General features: G+C 55.5%; 27 protein-coding genes. 18 read left to right on the top strand and 9 right to left on the bottom strand.

The annotated features are described in order from the left end of the window. The first annotated feature begins 44 nt into the window (after window positions 1-44). The 10 genes from WEB64_RS01440 to WEB64_RS01395 all read left to right on the top strand — a co-directional run bounded on the left by WEB64_RS01440 (window position 45) and on the right by WEB64_RS01395 (window position 8,644). Window positions 45-722: a DUF2848 domain-containing protein gene (locus tag WEB64_RS01440; protein ID WP_368062162.1), complete on the top strand. Its 678-nt coding sequence runs from the start codon at window positions 45-47 to the stop codon at window positions 720-722. Then, window positions 719-2,089, top strand: a complete 1,371-nt coding sequence (locus tag WEB64_RS01435; RefSeq protein WP_368062163.1) for an amidase — start codon at window positions 719-721, stop codon at window positions 2,087-2,089. The genes WEB64_RS01440 and WEB64_RS01435 overlap by 4 nt, the downstream gene beginning before the upstream one ends. 5 nt (window positions 2,090-2,094) lie before the next feature. Continuing rightward, entirely contained in the window at window positions 2,095-2,937 is an 843-nt protein-coding gene (locus tag WEB64_RS01430) for a hypothetical protein (RefSeq protein ID WP_368062164.1), read from the top strand. 85 nt (window positions 2,938-3,022) lie between these two features. After that, on the top strand, window positions 3,023-4,090 hold the full coding sequence (locus tag WEB64_RS01425) for an NADH:flavin oxidoreductase/NADH oxidase (protein WP_368062266.1): 1,068 nt from the start codon (window positions 3,023-3,025) through the stop codon (window positions 4,088-4,090). A 42-nt stretch (window positions 4,091-4,132) separates the two neighbouring features. Then, on the top strand, window positions 4,133-4,888 hold the full coding sequence (locus WEB64_RS01420) for a 5-oxoprolinase subunit PxpA (RefSeq protein ID WP_368062165.1): 756 nt from the start codon (window positions 4,133-4,135) through the stop codon (window positions 4,886-4,888). An 8-nt stretch (window positions 4,889-4,896) separates the two neighbouring features. Beyond that, window positions 4,897-5,610 (top strand): 5-oxoprolinase subunit PxpB, encoded by a 714-nt coding sequence (pxpB, locus tag WEB64_RS01415; protein WP_368062267.1) that lies wholly within the window; start codon window positions 4,897-4,899, stop codon window positions 5,608-5,610. Then, window positions 5,607-6,545, top strand: coding sequence for a biotin-dependent carboxyltransferase family protein (locus tag WEB64_RS01410; protein ID WP_368062166.1), 939 nt, complete (start codon window positions 5,607-5,609; stop codon window positions 6,543-6,545). Before pxpB ends, WEB64_RS01410 begins: the two co-directional genes overlap by 4 nt. Before the next feature lie 219 nt (window positions 6,546-6,764). Continuing rightward, window positions 6,765-7,364, top strand: a complete 600-nt coding sequence (locus tag WEB64_RS01405; RefSeq protein WP_368062167.1) for a sigma-70 family RNA polymerase sigma factor — start codon at window positions 6,765-6,767, stop codon at window positions 7,362-7,364. Beyond that, complete coding sequence (locus tag WEB64_RS01400; RefSeq protein WP_368062168.1) at window positions 7,361-8,104, top strand: anti-sigma factor; 744 nt, start codon at window positions 7,361-7,363, stop codon at window positions 8,102-8,104. Before WEB64_RS01405 ends, WEB64_RS01400 begins: the two co-directional genes overlap by 4 nt. Window positions 8,105-8,224: 120 nt before the next feature. Next, on the top strand, window positions 8,225-8,644 hold the full coding sequence (locus WEB64_RS01395; protein ID WP_368062169.1) for a hypothetical protein: 420 nt from the start codon (window positions 8,225-8,227) through the stop codon (window positions 8,642-8,644). 76 nt (window positions 8,645-8,720) lie between these two features. Here the strand turns inward: WEB64_RS01395 and WEB64_RS01390 are convergent, their stop codons facing one another. Further along, window positions 8,721-10,172, bottom strand: coding sequence for a hypothetical protein (locus tag WEB64_RS01390; RefSeq protein WP_368062170.1), 1,452 nt, complete (start codon window positions 10,170-10,172; stop codon window positions 8,721-8,723). A gap of 302 nt (window positions 10,173-10,474) precedes the next feature. Here WEB64_RS01390 and WEB64_RS01385 point away from each other — a divergent pair, with 302 nt between their 5' ends. Next, window positions 10,475-11,305: an AraC family transcriptional regulator gene (locus tag WEB64_RS01385; RefSeq protein ID WP_368062171.1), complete on the top strand. Its 831-nt coding sequence runs from the start codon at window positions 10,475-10,477 to the stop codon at window positions 11,303-11,305. Between the two features lie 15 nt (window positions 11,306-11,320). Further along, window positions 11,321-11,923 (top strand): LysE family translocator, encoded by a 603-nt coding sequence (locus WEB64_RS01380; RefSeq protein WP_368062172.1) that lies wholly within the window; start codon window positions 11,321-11,323, stop codon window positions 11,921-11,923. A gap of 140 nt (window positions 11,924-12,063) precedes the next feature. Here the strand turns inward: WEB64_RS01380 and WEB64_RS01375 are convergent, their stop codons facing one another. Both WEB64_RS01375 and WEB64_RS01370 read right to left on the bottom strand, forming a co-directional pair. Then, entirely contained in the window at window positions 12,064-12,495 is a 432-nt protein-coding gene (locus WEB64_RS01375; RefSeq protein WP_368062173.1) for a DUF3010 family protein, read from the bottom strand. Between the two features lie 90 nt (window positions 12,496-12,585). Further along, window positions 12,586-13,500: a LysR family transcriptional regulator gene (locus WEB64_RS01370; RefSeq protein WP_368065519.1), complete on the bottom strand. Its 915-nt coding sequence runs from the start codon at window positions 13,498-13,500 to the stop codon at window positions 12,586-12,588. A 163-nt stretch (window positions 13,501-13,663) separates the two neighbouring features. On the opposite strand from WEB64_RS01370, the gene WEB64_RS01365 reads away from it, so the two are divergent. Next, window positions 13,664-13,903, top strand: coding sequence for a hypothetical protein (locus WEB64_RS01365; RefSeq protein ID WP_368062175.1), 240 nt, complete (start codon window positions 13,664-13,666; stop codon window positions 13,901-13,903). A 426-nt stretch (window positions 13,904-14,329) separates the two neighbouring features. Here WEB64_RS01365 and WEB64_RS01360 read toward each other — a convergent pair whose 3' ends face one another. Beyond that, window positions 14,330-14,716 carry a hypothetical protein gene (locus WEB64_RS01360; RefSeq protein ID WP_368062176.1) on the bottom strand — a complete coding sequence of 129 codons (387 nt, stop codon included), beginning with the start codon at window positions 14,714-14,716 and terminating at the stop codon, window positions 14,330-14,332. A 210-nt stretch (window positions 14,717-14,926) separates the two neighbouring features. Between WEB64_RS01360 and WEB64_RS01355 the strand changes: the two genes are divergently transcribed. After that, on the top strand, window positions 14,927-15,556 hold the full coding sequence (locus WEB64_RS01355; protein ID WP_368062177.1) for a DNA-3-methyladenine glycosylase: 630 nt from the start codon (window positions 14,927-14,929) through the stop codon (window positions 15,554-15,556). Between the two features lie 74 nt (window positions 15,557-15,630). Here the strand turns inward: WEB64_RS01355 and WEB64_RS01350 are convergent, their stop codons facing one another. From WEB64_RS01350 to WEB64_RS01340, 3 genes are all read right to left on the bottom strand, one after another. Next, complete coding sequence (locus WEB64_RS01350) at window positions 15,631-16,119, bottom strand: hypothetical protein (RefSeq protein ID WP_368062178.1); 489 nt, start codon at window positions 16,117-16,119, stop codon at window positions 15,631-15,633. Window positions 16,120-16,202: 83 nt separating this feature from the next. Next, entirely contained in the window at window positions 16,203-16,367 is a 165-nt protein-coding gene (locus WEB64_RS01345; protein ID WP_368062179.1) for a hypothetical protein, read from the bottom strand. After that, entirely contained in the window at window positions 16,349-18,229 is a 1,881-nt protein-coding gene (locus WEB64_RS01340; RefSeq protein ID WP_368062180.1) for a monovalent cation:proton antiporter-2 (CPA2) family protein, read from the bottom strand. Before WEB64_RS01340 ends, WEB64_RS01345 begins: the two co-directional genes overlap by 19 nt. A gap of 232 nt (window positions 18,230-18,461) precedes the next feature. Between WEB64_RS01340 and WEB64_RS01335 the strand changes: the two genes are divergently transcribed. Further along, on the top strand, window positions 18,462-19,088 hold the full coding sequence (locus WEB64_RS01335; RefSeq protein WP_368062181.1) for a TetR/AcrR family transcriptional regulator: 627 nt from the start codon (window positions 18,462-18,464) through the stop codon (window positions 19,086-19,088). Window positions 19,089-19,202: 114 nt separating this feature from the next. Then, complete coding sequence (locus WEB64_RS01330) at window positions 19,203-19,886, top strand: type 1 glutamine amidotransferase domain-containing protein (RefSeq protein WP_368062182.1); 684 nt, start codon at window positions 19,203-19,205, stop codon at window positions 19,884-19,886. A 41-nt stretch (window positions 19,887-19,927) separates the two neighbouring features. Here the strand turns inward: WEB64_RS01330 and WEB64_RS01325 are convergent, their stop codons facing one another. Continuing rightward, complete coding sequence (locus tag WEB64_RS01325) at window positions 19,928-20,815, bottom strand: LysR family transcriptional regulator (protein WP_368062183.1); 888 nt, start codon at window positions 20,813-20,815, stop codon at window positions 19,928-19,930. Window positions 20,816-20,935: 120 nt separating this feature from the next. Here WEB64_RS01325 and WEB64_RS01320 point away from each other — a divergent pair, with 120 nt between their 5' ends. Continuing rightward, window positions 20,936-21,304, top strand: coding sequence for a hypothetical protein (locus WEB64_RS01320; RefSeq protein ID WP_368062184.1), 369 nt, complete (start codon window positions 20,936-20,938; stop codon window positions 21,302-21,304). A 257-nt stretch (window positions 21,305-21,561) separates the two neighbouring features. Then, window positions 21,562-21,753: a CsbD family protein gene (locus WEB64_RS01315; protein ID WP_368062185.1), complete on the top strand. Its 192-nt coding sequence runs from the start codon at window positions 21,562-21,564 to the stop codon at window positions 21,751-21,753. A gap of 50 nt (window positions 21,754-21,803) precedes the next feature. Here the strand turns inward: WEB64_RS01315 and WEB64_RS01310 are convergent, their stop codons facing one another. Further along, the gene (locus WEB64_RS01310; protein ID WP_368062186.1) at window positions 21,804-23,897 is read right to left on the bottom strand and encodes an FUSC family protein; all 2,094 of its coding nucleotides are present in this window, start codon (window positions 23,895-23,897) and stop codon (window positions 21,804-21,806) included.

Here is a 23,897-nt window from a genome sequence, read left to right as displayed (position 1 = left end):
CAGCCACTACCTGGCACCCACTCACTATAGACTGGAGATATTTTATGACTACCTTCCAACTAGCAGATTCCGTTGAAACTCTGGACGTTGACGTTCAGGAGCTGATCATTGCCGGTTGGGCCGGGCGTGAACAAGCCGCTATCGATGAACATATCGAAGAGCTTAAGGAGATCGGTGTCAAGCCGCCTTCGGACACGCCTCTGTTCTATCGGGTAGCCGCTAACCAACTGACCACCGCGCCGCATATCCAGGTACTCGGCGACGCATCCAGTGGTGAAGTGGAAGTTGTATTGATCGGCTCCGAACAGGGCACTCTCGTGGCCATCGGCTCTGACCATACTGATCGCGAAGCCGAGGCCTGGTCGGTCGCCCATTCCAAGCAGGTGTGCGCCAAACCGCTCAGTAAAATGGTCTGGCAACTGGACAGCATCATCGAGCATTGGGATGAGCTGCAGATGGCCTCCTACGCCACCATCGACGGCAACGAAGTGCTCTATCAGGAAGGCGCGGTAACCGGCCTGCTTCATCCTGCGGAGCTGCTACGGCGCTTTGGCTTGAGCGAACCGCAACTGCCCCCCGGTCAGGCGATGCTTTGCGGCACCTTGCCGGTTATCGGCGGCGTGCGTCCGGCCCAGGCATTCCGCATGGTGTTGAAAGATCCCATGACCGGGCGCGAACTGGAGCACCGTTACCACATTGAGACGATGCCGGTGATTGCATGAGCAAAATTATCAACCCCGAACTCTCAGGCAACGACGCGTGTGGAACCTCAACACTCGCTGCACTGCTCACCGGCATGGCGGAGGGTAAATGGCATTCGTCAGACCTTCTGCAGGCCTGTGATTCGAACACCCAGTCCAAAGACAACGTCAGCGCCCAGGTATATACCAGGCGATTCGAGAACACCGCCCGGGCTGAAGCCGCCGCGGTAGACCAGCTGCGTGATCACCGTGTGCCGGTGGGGAAACTGGCGGGTTTGCCTATTGCCTTGAAAGCACTCTTCGATGTCGAAGGCGAAGTCACCCATTCCGGTTCGATCGGCTGGCAGCAGCCGGCAGAGCGGGATGCGACCATCGTAACCCGTTTACGGCGTGAGGGTGCCGTCATCACCGGGCACACCAACATGACCGAATTTGCCTACTCCGGCCTGGGCCTGAACCCCCATTATGGCACGCCCGATAACCCGCTGGCGCCCGGTCGAATTCCCGGGGGGTCTTCGTCGGGGGCCGCGGTTGCGGTCGCCCAGGGCATGGCGGCTGCGGCGATTGGCACCGATACCGGTGGCTCGGTTCGCATACCCGCCGCTTTTTGCGGCCTGGTGGGTTTCAAACCCTCGCAATTTCGTGTGCCACGTGAGGGCGCCTTCCCGCTTTCAGACAGCCTGGATTCCATAGGCCCGATTGCACGTAGCGTCGACTGCTGTGCCCGGCTGGACGCCGTATTATCAGCCCAGCCGAGACCACGTATGACCCCGCTGGACCTACGTGGCCAGCGGTTCGTGGTGCCCGGTGATTACATGCTCGACGGCATGGACAGCGCAATAAACGAGGCATTCACACGCAGCTTAAGACTGTTGGAGCAAGCCGGCGCCGCCATCATTGAGGCGCCAGCACCTGTCCTGGCCAGCTTGCCCGAGCTTATGGAAGGCGGCGGTTTTACCGCAGCAGAAAGCTACTTCATTCACTGCCAGTGGTTAGCTTCACACGGCGAGCACTATGATCCCCGCGTGCGCACCCGTATTGAAAAGGGCGCTGCCTTGAGCGCCGCTGACTACCTTGAACTGTGCCGACGTCGGGAGGAGAAAAAACGCCAGGCAGATGAATGGTTGCAGGCTTACGACGGGCTTTTAGCACCCACTGTTCCGGTGGTTCCGCCGCGCATGGATGAGGTCGTGGAAGATGATGACTACGCACGTCTCAATCTGCTGATCCTGCGCAATCCTATGGTAGCGAACCTCCTGGACCTTTGCTCTATCACCCTGCCGAACTATCAGGCGGGGGAACTGCCCAGCGGGCTTATGCTGGTGGGCCGAAACGGATCAGATACCGCATTGCTGCACCAGGCACAGGCCATCGAAGCGGTGTTGTGACGGACATGCTAACCGTACTGATCACAAAGCTTGTCGCCACGGCGGTGGTTGTCATCGGTGTCTCCATCACCGTCGGCAAGCTTGGCCCGAGGCTTGGCGGCATTCTGGCGGGCACGCCGGTTATTCTCGGTCCCGGTTACTTTTTCATGCTGCAGGAATGGCCGCCCGAATTCATCCGGGCGGCGGCACTCTCCTCACTGCATGCGCTGATCGCAACGCTTTTGTTCGTGGTCAGTTTTGTGGTGACCGCAAAGCGGTTGAGCGCCCTGGCCAGTCTGGCAGTGGCCACACTCCTGTGGATACCAGCCGCGTTGCTGTTCTCCCGTCTCCCGGGGGGACTCGGTATCGCGGTGACCGTCTACGGCATTGTATTGCTGCTGGCAGAGTGGATAAGACGGGCTCTTGATCTCAAACAGCCGACGGTTGTCTCAGTCTCCGGCTGGTCCGATTTGCTATTGCGGGGTGTGATGGCGGGCATTCTGGTGAGTGTGGCAACGACTCTCGCCGTCAATTCCGGACCAACGCTGTCCGGCATGCTGGTCGGTTTCCCGGTGGCGCTGTTCACCATCGGGTGGACGCTCCATGATCGCTACGGCGCCGATGTCGCGCGAGCGACCGTCAGCGCCGCGCAAATGGGCATGCTGAGCCTTGTAGCTTTCACGGTGGTCACTGCCATTCTGGTGGGTGTGATTGCCCCCATGCTGACATTTCTGTTCGCGCTGCTCGCCTCCATGAGCGTGAGCGGCTCGCTGCTCTTGCTCAGTCAATGGCGCGTTCGGCGCGCTTATAGCCATCTTCTGAATCCCGATTCAAACAACAAAGGAACCCCCTCTCATGACCGTAAGTGACGACAACTCAAAACAGTCGGTTACCGACTCCCGCTCCGGTGGCGAGAATGCCCGTCGCATTCTCCGGCGTGATCCGAATCCTCACATGTTTCGCCCGATCAAATTCCGCTCCGTAGAGGCTCGGAACAGGATCATGCTTTCCCCGATGTGTCAGTATTCGGGGCAGGACGGTCTTTCCAATGACTGGCACTTCGTCCATCTGGGCGCCAGAGCTGCTGGTGGCGCTGGCTGGGTTTTTACCGAAGCGGTTCATATTGAACCCAAAGGCCGCATTACACCTCACTGCCTCGGGCTGTGGAATGACGAACAACGTGACCGGCTTGCCCGTATTGCCGGATTCGTGGCTGCGCAAGGTGCTGTGCCGGGCATCCAGCTTGGCCACGCCGGGCGCAAAGCCTCGGTAGGTCGCCCTTGGGAGGGTTCGCGCCCGCTGCATCTCAGCGAGGGCGGTTGGGACAAGCTGGTATCTGCTTCCGCACTGCCTTACGCCAGCCAATGGCACGTACCAGAAGCCATGTCGGAAGACCAGATTGCCGAATCCCTGGCGGCCCTGAAAGCCAGCACCTGCAGGGCCCGGCAAGCGGGGTTCAAGGCCCTGGAATTACACGGTGCCCACGGCTACCTGATCCACCAGTTTCTTTCACCGCTGAGCAATCTGCGCGAAGACGCGTACGGTGGTACATTTGAGAACAGGATTCGTTTTTTGCTTGAGTCCATTGCGGTGGTCCGGGAAGAATGGCCGAACGACCTGCCGTTGTTCCTGCGGCTCTCGTGCACCGATTGGGTCGAAGGCGGCTGGAGTCTCGAAGACACCGTGCGGCTGGCGGTTATATTAAAATCACAAGGCGATGTGGACCTGATTGACTGCTCATCCGGTGGCAACGATCCGCGGCAGCAGATTCCGATCCACCCCGGCTATCAGATCCCCCTGTCACAGGAAGTTCGTGGCAAGGCCGACATCGCCACCGGAGCGGTCGGCCTGATTCACAGTCCGGATCTGGCAGAGTCGGTTATTGCCAACGGGCAAGCCGATCTGGTGGTGCTCGGCAGGGCATTGCTCTCTGACCCGGCCTGGCCCCTGAGGGCAGCCGCGAGTCTCAGGGCAGAGAACGCCGAGTGGCCTAAACAGTACGAGCGTTCGAACATTTTCTGAGTAGGGCTGCACTATCCAGAACTATTAAAATGAGGGGGCAACATGAATTCTTTAAAGCTGAATGCTGACATGGGCGAAAGCTTTGGACCCTGGGTGATGGGGCTCGACCACGAGGTAATGCCCTATGTGGATCTGGCCAATATCGCCTGCGGATTTCATGCCTCCGACCCGGATGTCATGCGTCGTACCGTGCGAATGGCAAAGCAGCATTCGGTCGACATTGGCGCCCATCCGGCCTACCCCGACCTGGTGGGTTTCGGGCGGCGCTCCATGGCGTGTTCTCCGGGCGAAATTGAGAATCTGGTGCTCTACCAACTCGGCGCCCTGGCGGGGATTTGTCGGGCAGAGGGCACGCAGGTGAGTTACGTAAAGCCCCACGGTGCTCTCTATAACGACATGGTAAAGAATGCTGATATCTTCAACGCTGTCGCCCGGGCCATACAGGCGTTCGATCGGGCATTACCACTGATGACCCTGGCCACCCGCGATACCACCAGTATTCGGGCACTCGCGGACGAGCAAGGCATCACACTCTGGTTCGAAGCGTTCGCCGACCGCGCCTACGACAACGAAGGCCGACTCGTGTCCAGAGCCACACCGGGCGCCGTTCATCACGACCCCGAAACCATTATCAACCAGGCCGAACGAATTGCCAGGGGCCAACCATTGACCGCCAATGATGGTAGCGATCTGGTGCTGTCGGCAGATACCCTCTGCGTTCATGGCGACAACGAAGAGTCCATCGCTGCCGTACGCTCCATCCGTCAAATGCTGAACGCACTTCAAAGAGCGTCATGAATACCGTGATGAGACCAGCTCTGGAACGCGCGGGCCTTGATGGCTGGATGGTCAGGCTCTTCGATACCATTGAAGAGCAAAATCTGCTGTGGCTGACAGCCTTAAGCCATGAGTGTGAGGTGGCTTTCGGAGGCGCGCTTGTTGATTTAGTACCGTCCTACACCACCTTGCTCGTGGTCTTCGATCCGCTTCAATTGACGCCCTGTGAGGTACGCCAACAACTGGGGAAAATACTGGTAAAACTCAAACCGGCCGAAACCAGCGCCGAGGGTGAACTTCACGAACTACCGACCTGGTATGATGCCTCCGTTGGCCCGGATCTGGAACGCGTCGCCGAGCTCTCCGGCATGACAACCAAGGCCGTAATTGAAGCCCATTCCTGTCAGGAATACCGGGTTTTTGCACTGGGTTTTTCACCTGGTTTCGCCTTTATGGGTCTGCTTGATGAGGCCCTCAAGTGCCCGCGCCTGGACACCCCTCGCAGTAAGGTTCCCGCAGGCAGTGTCGCCATTGCAGGCCGCCAGACCGCAGCCTATCCGGCGGCAACACCCGGCGGCTGGAATCTGATCGGCCGCACCAACGCCCGGTTATTCGATCGCAACCGGACAGGGTTCAGCCTGCTCAAGGTGGGTGACCGCGTAAGGTTTGTCGGGGTAAGTCGTGCTGGCTTTGAGGAGCAAGGCGGGGATGTGACACCGGTAAAAGATGAGGCATCCTCATGAGTGCCAATACCTCCATCGGATTTCGCGTGGAACGGGCCGGGCCGCTGGCACTGTTACAGGATGCGGGACGCTTTGGCGTTCGTCACCTGGGCGTCACCCAGGGCGGCCCCGCTGACCTTCATGGCTGGGCATGGGCCAACTATTTGGCAGGCAATCACTGGGGAGCACCCGCCCTGGAAATCACCTTTGGTGGGCTTAAACTGATTGCCGAGCAGGACTTGACGGTTGCCATTGCCGGGGCTGATCTGACGGCAAAATTCAATGACAAGCCCCTGCCCTTGTGGCGAACGGTCACCCTCACAAAGGGTGACCAACTGACATTCGGCACGCCCGCCAATGGGTTGCGCGCTTATCTGGCCGTAGCGGGTGGCTTTGCAGCAGAGGCGGTACTGGCAAGTGTATCCTGCGTTGTACGTGAGAAGCTCGGCGGTTTTGACGGGCAAGGCAATCGTCTGAAGGACGGCGACCAATTGACCGTCACCAACACCGCATCAAAACCCTGCGAACGGCAAGCTCCCGACCACACCCGGCCCGATTATTCCTCAGCTGCGACTCTGGACTTGCTGACCGGCGCCCAAATAGCGGCCTTCACCGGAAAGAGCATATTCGACGCTTTCAACGCCGAGTGGCGGGTAGACAACCGGGCGGATCGCATGGGGGTTCGCCTCACCGGGCCAAAGTTGCAATGCAATGTAGAGTCTCTGGTATCGGAGGGCATTTCCCTCGGTGCCATTCAGGTACCGCCAGACGGACAACCCATTGCCCTATTGAACGACCGGCAAACTATTGGCGGTTACCCCAGACTTGGCAACCTGACACCGTTAGCAGCCTCAAGACTCGCGCAATGCCAACCGGGCCAGGTAGTGAAGTTCAGAGCGAGCGGCATCGATAACGCTTTAACCGAATACCGGGGTTTCCGGGCGATATTTGATTAAGGGGCCTTTGAACAACCCTCAGATGGCCTCCATCGAACACCCCCAAGGTACTGCTCAAATTGGTTTGCCCCATACCATCGCGCTCATTCTCCACTCTTGAACTTAAGGGCCAGGTCCTGCAGTTGTGGCGCCGAGTTCCTTCTTGACCTGATTGCTCAGATCATTGCATCCTGCAGATTAAAATTCCGTCTTCCAGAACAGACCGCTGGCTTATAATGCATGACTGAAGTCCCCAGCCCTTCCGTGGCCCAACGCCTCCCCGATCCGGGGTCGCCAGCGTCTGCAGCTCATATCGCTGATCTACTCCATAAAGTGGCCGAAAAGGATCGCGCCGCTTTTGCCGAGCTTTATAAATCAACGGCACCGAAACTTTTCGGTACCGTTCTGCGTATCTTGAATCAGAAGAGCTGGGCAGAAGATGTGGTTCAGGATGCGTACGTTAAAATCTGGCAGAAAGCCGTGCAGTTTGATGCAGCGAAAGCATCCCCGATCACCTGGATGGTGACCATTGCTCGCAACAGTGCCATTGATGCGCTACGCAAACAGCCGACCGGTCAGAAGGCGTCTCAGGAGGAACTTGATCAGGTTGCAGCGGTCGAGCCCAATGCAATTTTCCAGTTGGAGAATGAGCAATCCTTGAGGCAACTGCATCATTGCCTGGATGAACTTGACGAGGCACGACGGGAGATGGTTCAGCTCGCTTACCTGAAAGGCTGGTCGCGGGCAAACCTCTCAACTTATTTTGATCAACCGGTGAACACCATCAAGACTGGCCTGCATCGCGCATTGAAACAACTCAAAAGGTGTCTTGCACCATGACCGATCGGGACGATCTCGACATGCTTGCTGCGGAATTCGTGCTGGGCACGCTGGACGCGGACGAGCGGGCGTCGGTAACGCGACGCCTGGTGGCTGAACCTGAACTGAATGCCCTCGTCGAGGAATGGGAAGTGCGCCTGGCACCGCTGGCAGACAGCATTCAACCTGTAACTCCAGACCCGGAACTGTTCGCGAGAATTGAGCGCCAGATAGATGCCGAACAGCACACCCCAACTGAACAACCCTCGCCCGCGAACTCCACTGTTATTGCTTTGCGCACCCGTCTAAGGCGCTGGCAATGGAGCACAGGCGTTGCCTCGGCGGCGGCCTTGCTGCTGATCGCAGTGCTGGTTTTGCAACCGCGCCCGGAATCAGCACCGCAATCATTTGTGGCGGTGTTCCAGCAAAATGACCAACAACCGGCATTCATGTTGTCAGTTGATCTGAACACCCGCCAGTTGAGTATCCGCCCCGTGACGGCCGAGCCGCTGCAGGAGAAGTCCTATCAACTCTGGATCAAAGCGGATCCGCTGGGCCCCGACCCCCGCTCCCTGGGCGTACTGAATGACAACTTTGAACTGGACCGGGCTGCTGCCTTACAGAACTTCGACCCCGAGTTACTCAAGCAGGCAACCTTCGGTATCAGCATTGAACCGGCAGGCGGCTCCCCCACCGGCCTGCCCACAAGCCCCGCGATCCACGGTTTTCTTTACCCCGTCAGTGGAACCTCCGGGCAATAGAACCCAGAAATATTTTTACCAGACTGAAACCTTCGGCAGATTCACCCGTAGCTACGATTACGCACATCGAGACAAACATCGATGTTGATGGGGTATTAACCAACACCTACGGAGAGAATGATGAAAAAACAACTGATGATAAGTGCATTCCTGGCGACCACTCTGGCTTCCGGTACCACCCTGGCCATGGACGACAAGAAAGCCGGGGTTTGGGGTGACGATCAGTCTGTGGCTGACGGTACCGTTACCGCCAAAAAGGTAGTTGCAGAAAGCAACGGCTGGCTTGTAGTGCACCGCACTGACGAAGGTGGAAAACCCGGCCCGGTGGTCGCCCATGCACCGCTTCGTGAAGGCGAGAATACCGACGTAGCCGCCATTTTGACCGAAGATGTCGAATCAGGTGACATGCTGATGTTGATGCTTCACAGCGAAGAAGGAGGCATGAAAACCGGTATTTTTGAATACACCCTAGGCGCCAAGGAAGACGGCCCGATCAAGAAAGACGGCAAGCTGGTCATGCAGACCATTACCGCAGAGTGATAGTACTGGCAGGGTTGCCATGCGGCCCTGCCAGGATTGCCCAGGTAAACCTGAACCGGAGCAATGGCACGGCTTATCAGATCTGCTTGTTAACCACTTCAGACAGCTGGCTGCGGTTACCATCGGTATCCAGGGTGCGAACAGCAAAGTACCAGGTACCCGACTCCAGTTGATCTACCAACAGCTCGTCAATCGACGCATCGCCAATGGCAAGGGCCTGATCCAGAGTGTCCGCGCTGGTGCCATAAACCACCTCGAAGCCAGCAATTTCACCCATGCTGAGACTTTCACCATTAACCCGAGTCAGTGGGGCTGTCCAGGTTAACATGGCAGCATTCGTCGGAAATCCATCTTGCGCGTTGCCTTCAGCGGGTTGGTCGTTACCACCGTCCGCGACATCGTTGCCAGTATCCCCGGCGTGGCCACCTGAGTGACCCGCTACCGGAGTCTCGGAGCCGTCGGTCGACTGATCATCGGAGTTATCAGCCACTGCGTCCGAAGGCGCATGATTCTCTTCCCCAGGGGTTACGTGGTTGCCGCCGTCTGCAAGACTGTTATCGGATTCTTCATAGACATCCGCGATGGTCTTGAACCGATGCACGTTGCGGGAGGCAACGATGGCCAATCTCTGGCTGACAATACTTGAACTCGTCATCAACTGAAGTTCCGATGCCTGCAAGCTCGCAGCGCCAACAATATCCGTCAGTGCCAGGTTTTCGCCATCACCCAGAATATCAATCACGCCATTAGCTGTTACCTGCGCCGTCATGTCGTTAAGCACATCAGCGATGCTCTGCCACTGGGGGTGATCGTTGACCAGTGCCAGAAACGCAGCATTGGCAATGGCCACCTGAAGACCATCGGCAGACACATTATCCAGTTCATCAAGCCGTGTAAGGTCCGGCGGTGCCAGACGCAAAGAGCCGGCGCTCAGGCCGAACCAGCCCTCAACGTCTTCAAAAGCATCCGCCAGCGCCGCTGGGGAAAGCCCACCCTCGATACTATGCTCTGCCAACGTCACCGCCAGGTGCGTAAGCGGCGTCAAGTACACGGTTTCGGCGGTCAAATCACCGGCGCCGCGCAGCACAAAATCGCTGTCCAGGCTCAGGGTATTACCGAAGGCCACCGGCTCTGCTCCGGTCTGAGCACAGCTGGGAACGACGTCACAAACCATGCGAGTCGCCTGATCAGCCCGGAGCTCTACAAGTGCCCAGCCCTCAGCTTTGCCCTGTAAGCGTAATTCGTAACTGCCATCCTCCGCAGTTCGCACCGGCTTGGCGGCCAACTGATCGGCGCTGTAGTGGCCAGCTTCATTTGCCGTGATGCGTTGCGCCGTCACAATACCCTGCTGAATGACACCCTTCATAGCCGTGCCTGCAACCTGCACAGTGGGCTCACTCTCGCCCTGAGCTTGCGCATCGACTTGACTGTTACCGCTCTTTACGTCCAGACCGCAGCCGGAAAACAAAGCTACCAAGGGTAGAATCAGCAGTCCTTGCTTTAACGATTTATTGCCGCGATATGACATAATTTTTCACCAGATTATTGACAGTCTGGAGAAATGATACCGCGGCGCTTTACCGCTTAATGCGGCATGGCTCCCTGTTTATCTCTGCAAATTCGTCATTTAAATGACACTCATAGTGAAATGTTCAGTTTATTTATTGCCACACACGACGTTCTACAGCTAAACATGGACCGGCTGCCTTCTTTTAATGCAAGCGGTACACTACCTCTGACGACACGAAGCTGAGCAATATTATCCAAGATATCCATGCCTCACAGCGCTAAAGTGACGGCAAGTCAGCTAACACGTAAGAGGAAGACCCCGTGGGACAGGACAGCCAATTCAGCTTTAGCAAAAGCAGGTATCTGCCTGACCTGACCGTGCTGGAAGCAGCAATGGATAGCTTCAGTTACGACCGTCACGCTCACGACGAGCACTCCTTTGGCGTTACGCTGCGCGGTCGGCAGGATTTTTTCAGCGGCGGAGAATTCCACCGTAGCCCGCCAGGCCATGTTATCCAGTTCAATCCCGGTGAAGTGCATGACGGTTGTTCTGGGGGCGAAGAGCCGCTTAATTACGTGATGGTGTATATCCATCCCGAACACCTTGAACCTCTCATTGCCAACGCAGTTGGTGCTCTCCGGGCGAGGGACTTTCGGGTTGGTGAAACCCTGATTCATGACTCAGTTCTGCGACACCATATCCAGGAGCTCGCACGACTGATCACCGATCAGGTGGGCAGCCGGATCGAACAGGAATTTTCCCTCTACCAGATCGCAGCCCGAATTTCACAACGGGCCACCCAGTTCGAGCAGAATACTGTGTCCCGGAGGGCCGATATATTATTGCGGCGAGCAAGGGATTACATACACAGTCACGCCGACAATGATCTCGCACTGGAAGACATTAGCAAGGCCGCCAATCTGTCGAAGTATCACTTTCTGCGTCTGTTCCGTCGCCAATTCGGAATCACGCCGCACCAGTATGTGATGAGTTGCCGGATAAATGCCGCCCGCGCTGACCTGGATGACGGCACACCTCTTGATGACGTCACATTTCGCTATGGTTTCGCTGATCTCAGTCATTTCAACCGAAGGTTCAAACGCATTTACGGAATGACACCGAAGCAATATCAGCAAAGCATCCGCCGTTAATTCAGAGCGTCTTCCATGATTGAGATCTTCGCTTATGCCATAGGCGTTATGTACACGCCTGGGCCTGTAAATCTACTCGGGCTTAATTCAGGATTAAATGGCCATTTCCGCGCCTCCCTCGGTTTTTTTATCGGAGTTGGTTCGGCCATGCTGATATTGTTCCTGCTGTTTGGATGGGCAGGGGCCGCACTTATTGGCGACCGCGGCCTGATCGTCATCAGCGCCCTCGGCTGCCTCTACATCGCCTACCTGGCCGTTCGGATTATTCGCGCCAGCGTGACAGTTGACCACAGAAAGGAATCGATGCCTGCCCTTCGCTTTCGCGACGGTCTTACAATGCAGCTAATGAACCCAAAAGGCATCGTCGCAACCTTGCCAATTGCCACTATTCAGTTTCCGGGCGCAGGCATTCATGGCGTTTCGCTGGTTGCCTGGTCCCTTGTGCTCGCTATATTGGCGGGAGGTGCGCCAGGAAGCTATTCGTTGATGGGTGATATGGCAGGCAAACGGATTCGTGATCCGCGCTTTTTTAAATGGTTTAACTGCGCGATGGCTACGCTGCTGCTATATGTTGCGGGGTCGATTGGGTATGAGTTTGTTTATCAGCCTTTAAGCTGAGTCGACATGCTACTCAGAAGGCGCTTATGGCCCGCAACCAGGTCGGGCTAACCTTGAGCGCTGATGCGGTAACACTGGGGCGGGAGCTGGGCGGGCCACGAGCAGTGGCGCGGTAAACGACTCAAGCATCGCTAGCCATATTACTCCGCCATGTGCCCCGCATAAGCCACGACGAAGGCTGTTTCCTGAAATATCTTTAAACCCGTCTCTGCAAAAGGAACAGGCAACGGGTTCGCTGCAAGCGTCGATTTGATAAGCGTGGGCGAAAGCAGAGTCACCTTGAGATCCATTCCTGAGATCAGTTGAATAGCCGCTTCAAGCTTGAAACTGACAGCACCACCCGCAAACTTGCCTTTGGGCATACGTTCCTTGATGACGACCTGTTCAACGCCATACTCGGCCATCAGCTCCGCAAACGAAGCCTGAAACTGCAGCAGGTCTTCCCGTTTGTGGTTCTTCTTCAATGTCAGCTTACGAACCTTGCATTCCGGTAGGGTGAACTGGCCCAGATCCAGTCTCAATAGACAAACAACCGCATCACTACTGGTGAGTTCGACACCGCAAATAATCATATAAATTCCTTAACCGGTCACTCAAAGCTAACCGGTTATTGGCTCAATTTTTGGACGGGGCCTCGAGATTGACCTCGCCCTCGACTACAGCTAGCGCAAAAAAGGCCCGGCCACACGCTGTTTCTGTGTCCGGATGGCGTCAGTCATGAAGTCCATCAGGGCATGAATCCTCACTACGCCTCGCAGGTCCGGGTGCATCAGAAACCACAAGCCGTATTCGAGCTCGGCGATGGGGTCAGTGAGCTGGATGATGTCCGGATATTCGTGCGCCAAATAACACGGCAGGACCGCCAGACCCATGCCAGAGCGAACAGCACTGAGTATGCTTACCAGGGTATCAACACGGTAGACACAGGACGCCTTCAGCTCGTTATTGTCCATCCACTGGTCCAGCGCTGAATCCTGTAGGCGTGCCCCGGTACCAATCCAGGGTTGGCTAACAAGAGTCTCGATGGATTCCCCCGGGTTCAGGCCGAGGCTGCAGTGTCCGTAGACGGCCTGGCCAATGGTGGTCAGCGGCCGACCGATCAGATTCTCGGGGGGGCGGTTGGACGGGCGGATAGCAACATCCGCTTCCCTGCGCGTCAAGTTGAACAGCTGGTTGGAGACAGCAACGTCCAGCACGATGCCTGGATATTTATGCCGGAATTGCGTGAACAGAGGTGCCAGCAGCCCCATCAGCAGGGAATCTGTTGTAGTGGCCCAGATTTCTCCACTGGGCTCCAGATCGCGACCGGCGACTTTACGTTCGGCGGTCAGCGCTGCCTCATCCATAATCCTAGCCGTATCGGCGAGCTCTTCCCCTGCAAGAGTTGGCCGGTAACCGGTACGGCTCCTTTCAAAGAGAGTAACGCCCAGACGCTGCTCGATATCACCCAGCCGCCGGAAAACAGTGGCATGACTGACGCCAAGGGCACGTGAAGCGCCAGAAAGAGAGCCTGCGGTCGCGATGACAAGGATCATTTCAAAGTCATTCCACGCCAGATAACTCCGGGTTTTCTGCACTGTGATAGAGGGCCGTTTACTCTTCTTCACTGTCCGTTTTTGCAAAGTCTGTACTCAATTTTATGGAATAGCTTGCAGAATAGAACAATATTAGCATGTCTTTAAAGCAACGGGATAACCAAAGCGTCCAGCTACCATGGGCGACGTTACGGAGGTCAGAGGCATGATGGTTTCAGAAGAGGTGCAGTACTCTCACTGCGGCGGCCCGTTAATTTGCCGGGATGACGATGACATGGACAAGGGGTGCGTCGACGAATCACTCAAGGAAACCATCCCGCATAAATACCGTGATGGTCGGGGGGGCATTAATATAGAACAGGTGCGGCGTGATCAACGCCAAGCTCAGCGACAGTTTATCCGGTCGATGATAAGACACCTGAAACAGCTGCGGCGCCAGCGCTGAGAAGCACACAGAGCGAGGGCGCTCGTTATGATTCGTAGAAGCTCTGGACTTTTAGTAGTTAGGGAGCCTCTGATTAACTCCTGGATCGTCTCTGGCTTTCAGAGCGATTCACAATCAAGGCGCGACTTTGCAGTCATGTCTGGACGTTACAAGAAGTCGCAACGCGGAGTGTGAATCGCTCTGAAAGCCCCGAAGGGCGCGCAGAGACGATTCAGGAGTTAATCAGAGGCTCCTTAGTAGTACTGTCGACATTCCTGAAATTTAACGCCCGGCTTTGATCACCGTCCAGTAACGTGTTTTCCCAGCATAGGGACACCCTCGCCGAACTCGGCAATATAAAACCTGCGATCCATCCGTTACTGGTTTCAGCAACTGAAGTTTCAGGGCCTGATTTAATCAACCAGGCCCCGTAAACGTGAGGGTATATTAACTACTGATTTTTTGCTTGATGTGATCTATGACCACCCCGTGTTCATGCTGAGGGCTGAACATCACAATGTCGGTCTCTTCTTCTGCCCGTACACTGTGTCCCGGGGGCCAGTAAAACATGTCTCCTGAACTGGAGGTTTCTTCGGTGTGATCAGAATATAGAGCTGTTATCGCACCTTTTACGACGTAACCCCAGTGCGGACTCTGACAACTATCGCCTTCCAGGCCATGCAACAACTCGGTGATATCCGTACCGGCGCCAAACGAGAAATACTCAGCGCCCATCTTCCCAAATCCCGTCACATCGCCAAAATCCTTCTGCTGCCGGGCAATTGCTCCGGGCACATTGATCTGAACAGGAATATCTTCTTTCGCGATACGCATAACGTGTCCTCCTTTGTGAGGTACAGAGCTCACAGTATAGTGTAGTAGCAATCGGAGTATCATGCGTTCTGCCAGTGCATAGGCCCCAATCTGGCTATCGTTGGTCCGCAGGACAGCAGCGCCGGTCCGGATATCCCCCGATGAGGTTGCACAAAACCTGCGGTAAGACTAAGGAGCCTCTGATTAACATTTACAAAGCTGGAGACTGATATGTACCGATCACTGACTCAGGAAAGTCTTTGCCACGGTGCAGAACAACTGGCAGCAATGGACCCCGATCTTGAACGTCTGTATCGGCGCCTGGGCACCCCGCCCTTGTGGGCCCGTGAGCCGGGCTTTACAACCTTGGTCCAGATCATCCTTGAACAACAGGTTTCCCTGAAAGCTGCTCGCACGATGTTTCAGCGACTTAGTGCGAATCTTGGTGAGATGTCGCCGCAGTCCGTAATGGATTCCGGAGAAGCAGGACTGAGATCATTGGGACTGACTCGACAAAAAGCGCGCTACTGCTACGGCCTCGCCGAGCGTGTGACGAATGGCCAGTTACCGCTCGAACATCTTGGGTCGCTCTCCGATGATGAGGGACGGGCCGCCTTACTGGCATTACCCGGCCTCGGTCCCTGGAGTGTCGACGTCTACTACCTGATGGCTCTTCGCAGGCCGGATGTCTGGCCCCAGGGTGATCTCGCACTGGCCGCGGCCCTCCAGGATGTGAAAGACTTAAACGCTCCCGCTACGCGCACGGAACAGCAGCAGTTTGCTGAGGCCTGGTCTCCATGGCGTGCAGTAGCCGCCCGAATGCTTTGGGCACATTACCTGGATGCCCGGGGGCAGGTTTGAGCCACGGTAAAAAGCCCACTGAAGTGGAGGTATTCCCATTCTGGGAAAAGCAGGACATGACGCTTTTACCCTGCTCAAAAATTGCTTAAGACCTTATGGGGCCGGGGATTTAATGCACAGATTTTGTATATTTTCGGTGCTTCCCCTTTCCTCCTCACAGTTCTCACCTCAATTACCTCCCGACCACAGGTACTGCCGTCACCATACCGGAAGCGACACTGTTCGCTCTGCTCTATTTCGTCGTGATCATTTGGATTCGGTGGGTCTTTGGGCGGCCCATTGTGAAGCATTTCGCGATGATGGCGCTCCTTCTGTAAAACCTGCAGTAAATAACCGAGGCCAAGTACGAGGGCGCTACCAATCACTGGATCAATAAACGCGCGATGCTCGGACGCCGGGGTAGTTGTTTGGCCTGAATCGGCCTGGCCGGACAAGTCAAGCTCGCGTGCATTTGTATCGACCCATACCGTCAGTTCGTCGATACTCGGTGAATGGTCCGGGAAATCGTTTTGAGCTTTTTGAAGAAGCGACTGCATATCTGTTAATTCGGGGGTCTGAATCATGCTGGCCTTCCCTTTGGTCGGTTTATATAGGTGGCTAAAACGAACAACAACCAGCAACGTAAGTTTAGATCAAAAAAAGCACCCTACAACTCTTCAACCCGGGGCGGCCGCCCTACGGTCACTTCGCTGAGATCCTCTTTTGACAAACCCCGATACAACGCAAACATCATTGCAAACACCAGAATGAACATTGGCAGACCGACGACAGTAATCACCTCCTGTAAGGCGGTCAGTCGGGCGGTGTCCAAACTGGCACATCCTCTCGCTGCGGCTCGTCCCAGCCACGCTGCATGGCGCTGCTGAGCGCTTCCTCCAACTTCATGAATAGCTCGCTGTAACGGGGACTGAAGCTGATGCCCTCATCGATTTCCTTCCAGGCGTCGAACAACTCATCTTCGTGGGCCCGCTCATTCTCAACGAACGCCCAGGTCATTTGCCGTGCTCTCATCGGGTGCACACCCATTGCGGTAAGGGCGTGTCCGCCAAGCTCCAGAGCAGAGTGATAGGTTTCGCTTACCACATCGTCCGCTCCCGCTTCCCGAAGCCGGTAGCTATGGCCCCGATCAAACGCCCGGGCCAGCACCCAGACGCCTGGGTAGAACTTTTTCAAATGTTCCACCATCTGCACAGCGCGGTCCCGGTCATCAATCGCTACAACCAGCAAGCGAGCCTGTTCGATACCCGCCATTTCCAGCAGGTCAGGCCGGCTTGCATCACCAAAGAAGCTCTTGATGTGAATCTGCCGAACGTTTTCAATCTGCTCAATCTCATGATCAAGCACCACAATTGGAATATTGTTGGCTCGCAACAAGCGACACACAATCTGCCCAAACCGGCCAACACCGGCTACGATAACCGGCGCCTGCTCATCAATGACATCTGCTTCTCGCTCATCATTCTTCGAGCGTCGATACCGGGGCAGCACAATGCGGTCGTAGACGATAAACAGGACCGGCGTAAGAAACATCGACAAGGCAACAACCAGCGAGAGGAGCTGGGATAACTCCGTTGAAATAACCTGGCTCTGGACACTGTAGGTAAGCAGCACAAAACCGAATTCTCCCGCCTGCGCGAGGCCCAGGGTAAACAACCAGCCGTTGCTGCCGCGAACCCGGAACAAAAGTGCAAGAAAAAGGAGAATCAGCGCCTTGACCGCAATAACCGCGGCGCCCAAAGACACGATAGTGCCCCAGTTGGCTACCAGTACCCCGAAATCGATCCCGGCACCCACGGTAATAAAAAACAGACCCAGCAACAGCCCCTTGAAAGGTTCAATGTTGGCTTCCAGCTCGTGACGAAATTCGCTGTTGGCCAAAACCACACCGGCCAGGAAGGCACCGAGAGCCGGCGAAAGATTCACCAGGCTCATCAGCGCAGCAATACCGATAACCAGCATTAGCGCCGTGGCAGTAAAAACCTCACGCAGTCCGGACTGCACCACATAGCGGAACAGCGGACGACTAAGGTAATAGCCGCCAACGATAACCGCACCAACCGCACCGATAACGACAAGGGCATGAGCCCACCCCGGCAGGTTGGCAACCAAACTAATACCGCTGTCATGACTTGTCTGGGAGACGGGATCACCCATTAATTCCGGTATAGCCAGTAAAGGAATCAAGGCGAGCATCGGAATGACAGCGATATCCTGAAACAGCAACACGGAAAAGGCGCTACGACCGCCTTCCGTTTTCGCCAGGCCTTTCTCATTCAGTGTTTGCAGCACAATAGCGGTGGAAGAAAGTGCGAAAATCAGGCCAACCGCCAGCGCTGTCTGCCACTGCAGCCCAAGCCACCAGGCTATCGTCGTGCCGGTGGCCACTGTCAGTGATACCTGGAGGCCACCCAGCCCAACCAGCCGCACTCTCATGGCCCAGAGCGCTTTCGGGTCGAGCTCCATGCCGACCAGGAACAACATCATGACCACCCCAAATTCGGCGAAATGCTGAATCGTGGTGGCTTCCTGCCCGACTAAACCGGTAACAGGCCCGATGACTACACCGGCGACCAGATAACCCAGCACCGAACCCAGGCCAAAGCGCTTTGCCAGTGGAACCGCGATTACTGCAGCCACCAGGTAAATAAATGCCTGAATAAAGTAGGCGGTCATTTTGCCGTCTCCTAAAGACCTCGGTTCCCGTTGATCTTCGCACCATGCGAAGCCGGATATTCAATAAGCACCTGCGTCGCGGAAGCATGGCAGCGGCCCAGCTCTGTAACACACGAACCCGATAGGTTCGGTGCAATAGCCAAGACCGCACATACAACCAAATATTATTCTAGAATATTATTTCGAAGAGAATTGTAGAATCATATTCTAAAGAGATTGATTGAGAATCAACATGTCGCAAGATGCCTTCGAACGCGTGCTGCCAGGCGCCCGTAAAACTAACAAACGCCATATTCTTCGCTGCGCACTTGAGTGTTTTCTTGAGCATGGCCTTGAATCGACAACGATCGAAATCATTCGCCATCGGGCAGGCGTTAGCGTCGGCACTATCTATCACCACTTCGGTAAAAAGGAAGGCCTGGTCGCAGCGCTGTTCTTTGCGGCACTGGATGACCACAAAGCCCTGATGTGGCCAGAGTTAGAGAAGGCAACTACTCCCAGAACCGCAATAGAACAACTGGTGAAAAGCTATATAGGCTGGGTCACTCAGGAACCCGAACTGGCACGCTTTATGTTTCTCGCCAGAGCCAGTGTGGCAGCGGGGCCTCACGGTGTAACACTCATGTTGAGAAATCGGGAACAGTACGCCTTCTTGCAAACATGGCTTGCTAAGGGGGTAAAGCTGGGCCAGATCCGCCCGCTACCAAAGGAAACCTATGCTTCACTTCTGGTGGGGCAGGCGGAGAATTACTGCCGGGCCTGGCTATCGGGCCGTGTACCAACCTCACCAAATGATCATGCCACAGTGTTTGCTGAGGCAGCCTGGCGGTCATTAGCGACCAACCCTAGACGCAAATAAATTCTGGCAGCGCTGATTTTACACCTGTTGCGGTTGATTTCCCGATCGATCACCGCAACACAGAAGTAAAGGGCAGTTATTCCAAATCCATGATGGATAGAAAGGACATATCTTATGAAGATACTTATGGTTCTTACCTCCCACGACCAGATGGGCGACACCGGGCACAAAACCGGTTTCTGGCTGGAAGAATTCACCGCACCGTACTACGTGTTCCGTGATGCCGCGGCCGATCTCACCATCGCCTCGCCAAAAGGTGGGCAGCCGCCGGTAGACCCAAACAGTGAAACCGAGGATGCCCTAACGGAAACTACCAAGCGATTTCAACAGGATGCCCACGCCAAGGAATCCCTCGCCAGCACCAAGAAACTGAGCGACGTGGACATGAACGAATACGATGCCGTTTTCTACCCCGGAGGCCACGGCCCGCTGTGGGATCTGGTCAACAATGATAAAAGCATCGCCTTGATCAAGGCTGCCTACGAGCAGGACAAGGTCATCGGCGCGGTTTGCCATGCACCGGCGGTGTTCAAGAATGTGGAAGTGAAGCCCGGACAGAATATCGTGGGCGGTCGCAAAGTGACAGGCTTCAGCAACAGCGAAGAAGATGCGGTAGGACTGAGCGGCATCGTGCCGTTCTTGCTGGAAGACATGCTGAAGGAAAATACCGCCACCTACTCTAAAGGTGACGATTGGAGTCCCCACATTGTGGTGGACGGCAAGCTGATCACCGGTCAGAACCCTGCTTCCTCGGAAGGTGCCGCCAAGGCTGTAGTTCAGGCACTTCAAGAAGGTTAAAACCGACCGAATCGGGCCCAGCGCTGGCCACGCGCGTGACCTCATAAACCAATAAAGGCCTCTTTGATATGACCTGCCAGGGCATTAGTTACCGGGTTTGAAGCGCTTCGCACTAGAGAGATCTGATACTTGGCAAGCTCTGGCAGCCCCTCCTTATCGAGTTTCTTTAAGGGGGGGCGCACCAGACTGAGAGGAAACGGAGCGACAGCCAAATCCGCAAGTAATGCCGCTTCCTGAGCCGCACAATGTTCGCAGGTATAGGCAATTCGAAAAGGTATTCCGGCCACATCCAGGGCATCAAGCGCTGTACGCCTCCAGACGCACCCCTGATTTGCCAGGGCCAGCGGAAGAGGAGACCGTTGCACCGCAATGCCGCCCTCGCGTCCGGCCCAAACCAGTGGCTCTGTATGGACGACCTCTCCTCGCATTTCCTGCCCTTCGTTGCCCACGGTGATGAGAGCCATATCCAATTCGCCTGAGTCCACTCGGGCCAGGCTTTCCCGACTTGAGGTCAGCACCACGTCAACCTGCACTGCAGGAAAAGACCGTGCGAATTGCGCAAGCACGCCAGGCAGAATACGGGTGCCAATATCGTCCGAGGTGCCAAAACTGATACTCCCTGCAATCGCTGGCGCAATAAATTGCTGGAGCGCCTCCTCATTGAGCTTCAAAAGACGGCGGCCGTAACTCAGCAGGATCTCGCCCTCGCCCGTCAGACGGACATGCCTGGGTTCACGCAAAAATACAGCCCGCCCAATGTTCTCTTCCAGTCGTTTGATTTGCATGCTCAGCGCAGCAGGCGTGCGATGAATTTGCTTCGCTGCACGGGTAAAACTTCCGCACTCCGCAATAACGACGAATGTGCGGAGCACTTCGGCATCCAGAAGCGGAAGGCTCATCGTTCTGAACTGTGAAACTGAACTTTCCATAGGGGCTTTCCGTTAATATTTACTTAACCTTTAGGTTAATTTTTTTAGTTTTTCTTATCAAGACTTCCACTGCATTCTCACAGGTAAAGCTTCACCGCATAAACAGAAAGAGGATCTACCATGGGAAATGCTAACGAATTTCACCGCCCGACCGTCCGGCCCGATGCCCCTAAGCTGCCGCCACAACCAGAATTGCTGATGCCCGCTATGCCACCACTCAAACTGTTAGCCGTGCTGGAGTTCTGGCTACACATCTACTTTCGTCGTCGCCACTTCAAGAAACTGTTTGAGGCTCTAACTCAAGAAACCGACCACACATTGAGCGACATCGGATACTGTAGGACGGATATAAACTGGGCGTTGAACCTGCCATTAAAAATAGATGCTTTGAAGGCTTTAGAAGCGTGTCGAAAGGAACGCGGACACCGGTTTACCGCGGAATCTGACAATGGACCCAAATCTGGTGCTCTCCTCGCACCGAATTCTTAAATTTTTATCATCAAACGTATAAATCAATATATTTCAATACTATATGGATCAGCTACTAGACTTATAACGGCTAATGTAAACCCATGTTAATGTCGGATATTGGTGTTGTGTGTCAACTTGGACATAGCAGTAACGAAACGGATTGGCGTTATTGCGAAATTCAGTTGGTCCCAATCTAACGGGCATGCCCAACACCGATTTATTTACTCAATTTGGGGAAGATTTTTACCCATCCCCTCCGAAAAAGGACTATCGAAATGAATAACGACATTCTTGAAGGTAACTGGAAGCAGCTAAAAGGCAAAGTGAGAGAGAACTGGGGCAAGCTGACCGATGACGAAGTCGATGAAATCGGCGGTCGCAGAGAGAATTTTATTGGCAAGGTCCAGGAAAAGTACGGTATGAAGCGAGACGAGGCAGAAAAAGAGTGGGATAAACTCACTAAGTAATCCTCATCTGAGCCTCCTGGCCTGGGAATACAGAATCCGTTCTGCTTTCTTCAGGCCAGCCCTTCATGCTCCACGGACGATGATTTTGGCTGACCAGTCGCCTCAGCCACCGTTTTGGCCGTTCGCTCAAACGTCAGAGCCAGTCGCTCAAACATCCCTTCGATAATAATCGTTTTCTGATCCGGCTCCCGATATGCATGAATCGCCCGGAGCAGCTTGGCGCTCACTTCCCGGAACGCCGGGTTCACGGCACCCTTGGCGCTGATGAGATAGGTATCCGCCAGGGTCTGTTGCCACTCTTTCAAAAGCGCCTCAACCTTAGGACTGCGATGATCCTGAATCAGCTTTCGCAGACGAATGGACACATGCCCGAGATTAAGCCCGGTGAACCCTAGGTCCGTCATGTAGCGATCACTGCTTTCGGAGCTCTGGTCATAATTGGCCAGCCGCAGCAGGCGTTCCCCCATACGACCATTGAACCAGTTTTCCGGATTTTCGTGATCGTCAATCGCCGTCAGATCCCGGGCGGTTGATCTCAGCAGGCGGCGCTGCATGAACCGGCTGTCCGGTGGGGTAATGAGTTTGAACACCCAGTAGAGAATACTGATGCCCACAAACAGACCCAGCGCAATATTCACCGCACTTCCAGCATCGAATGTCATACTGTTGCTGGGCTGCGTGATGATGGTGAAGGAAACACAGAAGCCCAACCCGTAAGGCAGCGTAGCCCGATTGGCAAGGGCCAGCAGGCCGAGGAAATAGGGCCCGGCCAAAACCAGGACCAGGAGCTCGAAATTGCCGCTGGCCCGGGATAACAAGCCGAGGCCGAAGATCAGGGCGAGAGGAATAGCCACCGTTGCTCCCGCTAGCACCCGACGCAGAATTGGGTTCAGCGCAGCCAGCGAAAAACGGGCGAACATCACAGAAAACACCACGGGCATGATCATCATCATCAAAGCCGCCGAGCTTGCCGTCTGGATCCAGATCACCGCCCCAATTGAAAATATCATGGCGGTACGAAACCCGTTTATCAGTCCGACCAGTGGATCCCGGTGGGTTTCCAGCATGGGCGCCTTGAGCAGCGTCTGGTCACGGCTTTCCAGCGCGTTATAGGCTCGCAATACCACCACCAGATCACCAACCAGTTCTAATGCCGTCTTGGTCAGACGCGTCACAATAGCGGATTCATTCCTGTAGCTGCTGCGGTGTTCCAGTAAGGAACGACGCAGGACGTGGGCAAGGCGGTAGCCTTCCTCGTAGTTATCGGCCTCCGCGATTTCCTTGAAGTAGCGGCGCATTTGCCTGAACACTTCACTGAATGCGGGTGACACCAGATCACCATGATTGCGATGGAAACGCCCCATAATCTGAGTAACCGCCAGCAGGGACATTACCTTGTTGCACAACAGATTGGCCGCCCTGCTCCGGCCAGCGCCTTCCGGGCCTTCGTAGGTAACAGCACTGGAATCGTCGTTGAGCATCACCAGGGTTTCGAGAATCTCGTCCGCGTGCTGATGGCGCTGCTCGTGGGAGCTTCCGGGTTCCAATTCCAGCGTGAGATATGTCAGGGTTTTGTTGATCACCTTGCGGGCATTCACACGCAGTCCATCTTTTACCGTCACCGGCCATAACAACTGGCTGACCAGCATGGCGCAGACTGCGCCGGTGGCGATCTCGCTGATCCGGGCCTGGGCGATGGCAAAAACAGTCTGACTGTTTGCGATGCCAGCATCCGCCATCACCAGGATAACGACCAGCCCGGCCGTCATTCCGGCCATCGCGAACGCGTAGATATAGTTGGTATTGTGCACCATAGAGGAGGCCGCCGAGTTCAAGCCAATCCACAGGGTTAAGCAGCCCAGTGCCAGAAGGGGGTAAGGCGTGAGGAACGCAAGAACCAGTATGCCGAAACTGCCGCCCACCGCCGAACCCACGATGAGGCAAAGCGCCTTCTCGATTACCAGTCCACTCTCCGGGCGAATCTGCAGAAACACAGCCGCAACCAGTGCCCAGTATGGACGATCCAGTTGCAGGGCCATCGACACGAACAACGCCAACGCCATGGCCACCACACCCTTGATGGCAAAGATCACAGCGTATCGGTCAGGTGTCAGAAGTTGTGCCACTAGCGGATGGAGAGACAT

The sequence above is a fragment of the Marinobacter sp. genome, assembly GCF_040882185.1.
In the GTDB taxonomy this organism is placed as follows: Bacteria; Pseudomonadota; Gammaproteobacteria; order Pseudomonadales; family Oleiphilaceae; genus Marinobacter.
This window is presented reverse-complemented; position numbering and strand designations above follow the sequence as displayed.

What these genes read in the sequence shown, in the direction of transcription:
- WEB64_RS01440 (WP_368062162.1), top strand. Translation starts at nt 45, where the DNA reads ATGACTACCTTCCAACTAGCAGATTCCGTTGAAACTCTGGACGTTGAC.
- WEB64_RS01435 (WP_368062163.1), top strand. Translation starts at nt 719, where the DNA reads ATGAGCAAAATTATCAACCCCGAACTCTCAGGCAACGACGCGTGTGGA.
- WEB64_RS01430 (WP_368062164.1), top strand. Translation starts at nt 2,095, where the DNA reads ATGCTAACCGTACTGATCACAAAGCTTGTCGCCACGGCGGTGGTTGTC.
- WEB64_RS01425 (WP_368062266.1), top strand. Translation starts at nt 3,023, where the DNA reads ATGTTTCGCCCGATCAAATTCCGCTCCGTAGAGGCTCGGAACAGGATC.
- WEB64_RS01420 (WP_368062165.1), top strand. Translation starts at nt 4,133, where the DNA reads ATGAATTCTTTAAAGCTGAATGCTGACATGGGCGAAAGCTTTGGACCC.
- pxpB (WP_368062267.1), top strand. Translation starts at nt 4,897, where the DNA reads ATGAGACCAGCTCTGGAACGCGCGGGCCTTGATGGCTGGATGGTCAGG.
- WEB64_RS01410 (WP_368062166.1), top strand. Translation starts at nt 5,607, where the DNA reads ATGAGTGCCAATACCTCCATCGGATTTCGCGTGGAACGGGCCGGGCCG.
- WEB64_RS01405 (WP_368062167.1), top strand. Translation starts at nt 6,765, where the DNA reads ATGACTGAAGTCCCCAGCCCTTCCGTGGCCCAACGCCTCCCCGATCCG.
- WEB64_RS01400 (WP_368062168.1), top strand. Translation starts at nt 7,361, where the DNA reads ATGACCGATCGGGACGATCTCGACATGCTTGCTGCGGAATTCGTGCTG.
- WEB64_RS01395 (WP_368062169.1), top strand. Translation starts at nt 8,225, where the DNA reads ATGAAAAAACAACTGATGATAAGTGCATTCCTGGCGACCACTCTGGCT.
- WEB64_RS01390 (WP_368062170.1), bottom strand. Translation starts at nt 10,172, where the DNA reads ATGTCATATCGCGGCAATAAATCGTTAAAGCAAGGACTGCTGATTCTA.
- WEB64_RS01380 (WP_368062172.1), top strand. Translation starts at nt 11,321, where the DNA reads ATGATTGAGATCTTCGCTTATGCCATAGGCGTTATGTACACGCCTGGG.
- WEB64_RS01375 (WP_368062173.1), bottom strand. Translation starts at nt 12,495, where the DNA reads ATGATTATTTGCGGTGTCGAACTCACCAGTAGTGATGCGGTTGTTTGT.
- WEB64_RS01365 (WP_368062175.1), top strand. Translation starts at nt 13,664, where the DNA reads ATGATGGTTTCAGAAGAGGTGCAGTACTCTCACTGCGGCGGCCCGTTA.
- WEB64_RS01360 (WP_368062176.1), bottom strand. Translation starts at nt 14,716, where the DNA reads ATGCGTATCGCGAAAGAAGATATTCCTGTTCAGATCAATGTGCCCGGA.
- WEB64_RS01355 (WP_368062177.1), top strand. Translation starts at nt 14,927, where the DNA reads ATGTACCGATCACTGACTCAGGAAAGTCTTTGCCACGGTGCAGAACAA.
- WEB64_RS01350 (WP_368062178.1), bottom strand. Translation starts at nt 16,119, where the DNA reads ATGATTCAGACCCCCGAATTAACAGATATGCAGTCGCTTCTTCAAAAA.
- WEB64_RS01340 (WP_368062180.1), bottom strand. Translation starts at nt 18,229, where the DNA reads ATGACCGCCTACTTTATTCAGGCATTTATTTACCTGGTGGCTGCAGTA.
- WEB64_RS01335 (WP_368062181.1), top strand. Translation starts at nt 18,462, where the DNA reads ATGTCGCAAGATGCCTTCGAACGCGTGCTGCCAGGCGCCCGTAAAACT.
- WEB64_RS01330 (WP_368062182.1), top strand. Translation starts at nt 19,203, where the DNA reads ATGAAGATACTTATGGTTCTTACCTCCCACGACCAGATGGGCGACACC.
- WEB64_RS01325 (WP_368062183.1), bottom strand. Translation starts at nt 20,815, where the DNA reads ATGGAAAGTTCAGTTTCACAGTTCAGAACGATGAGCCTTCCGCTTCTG.
- WEB64_RS01320 (WP_368062184.1), top strand. Translation starts at nt 20,936, where the DNA reads ATGGGAAATGCTAACGAATTTCACCGCCCGACCGTCCGGCCCGATGCC.
- WEB64_RS01315 (WP_368062185.1), top strand. Translation starts at nt 21,562, where the DNA reads ATGAATAACGACATTCTTGAAGGTAACTGGAAGCAGCTAAAAGGCAAA.
- WEB64_RS01310 (WP_368062186.1), bottom strand. Translation starts at nt 23,897, where the DNA reads ATGTCTCTCCATCCGCTAGTGGCACAACTTCTGACACCTGACCGATAC.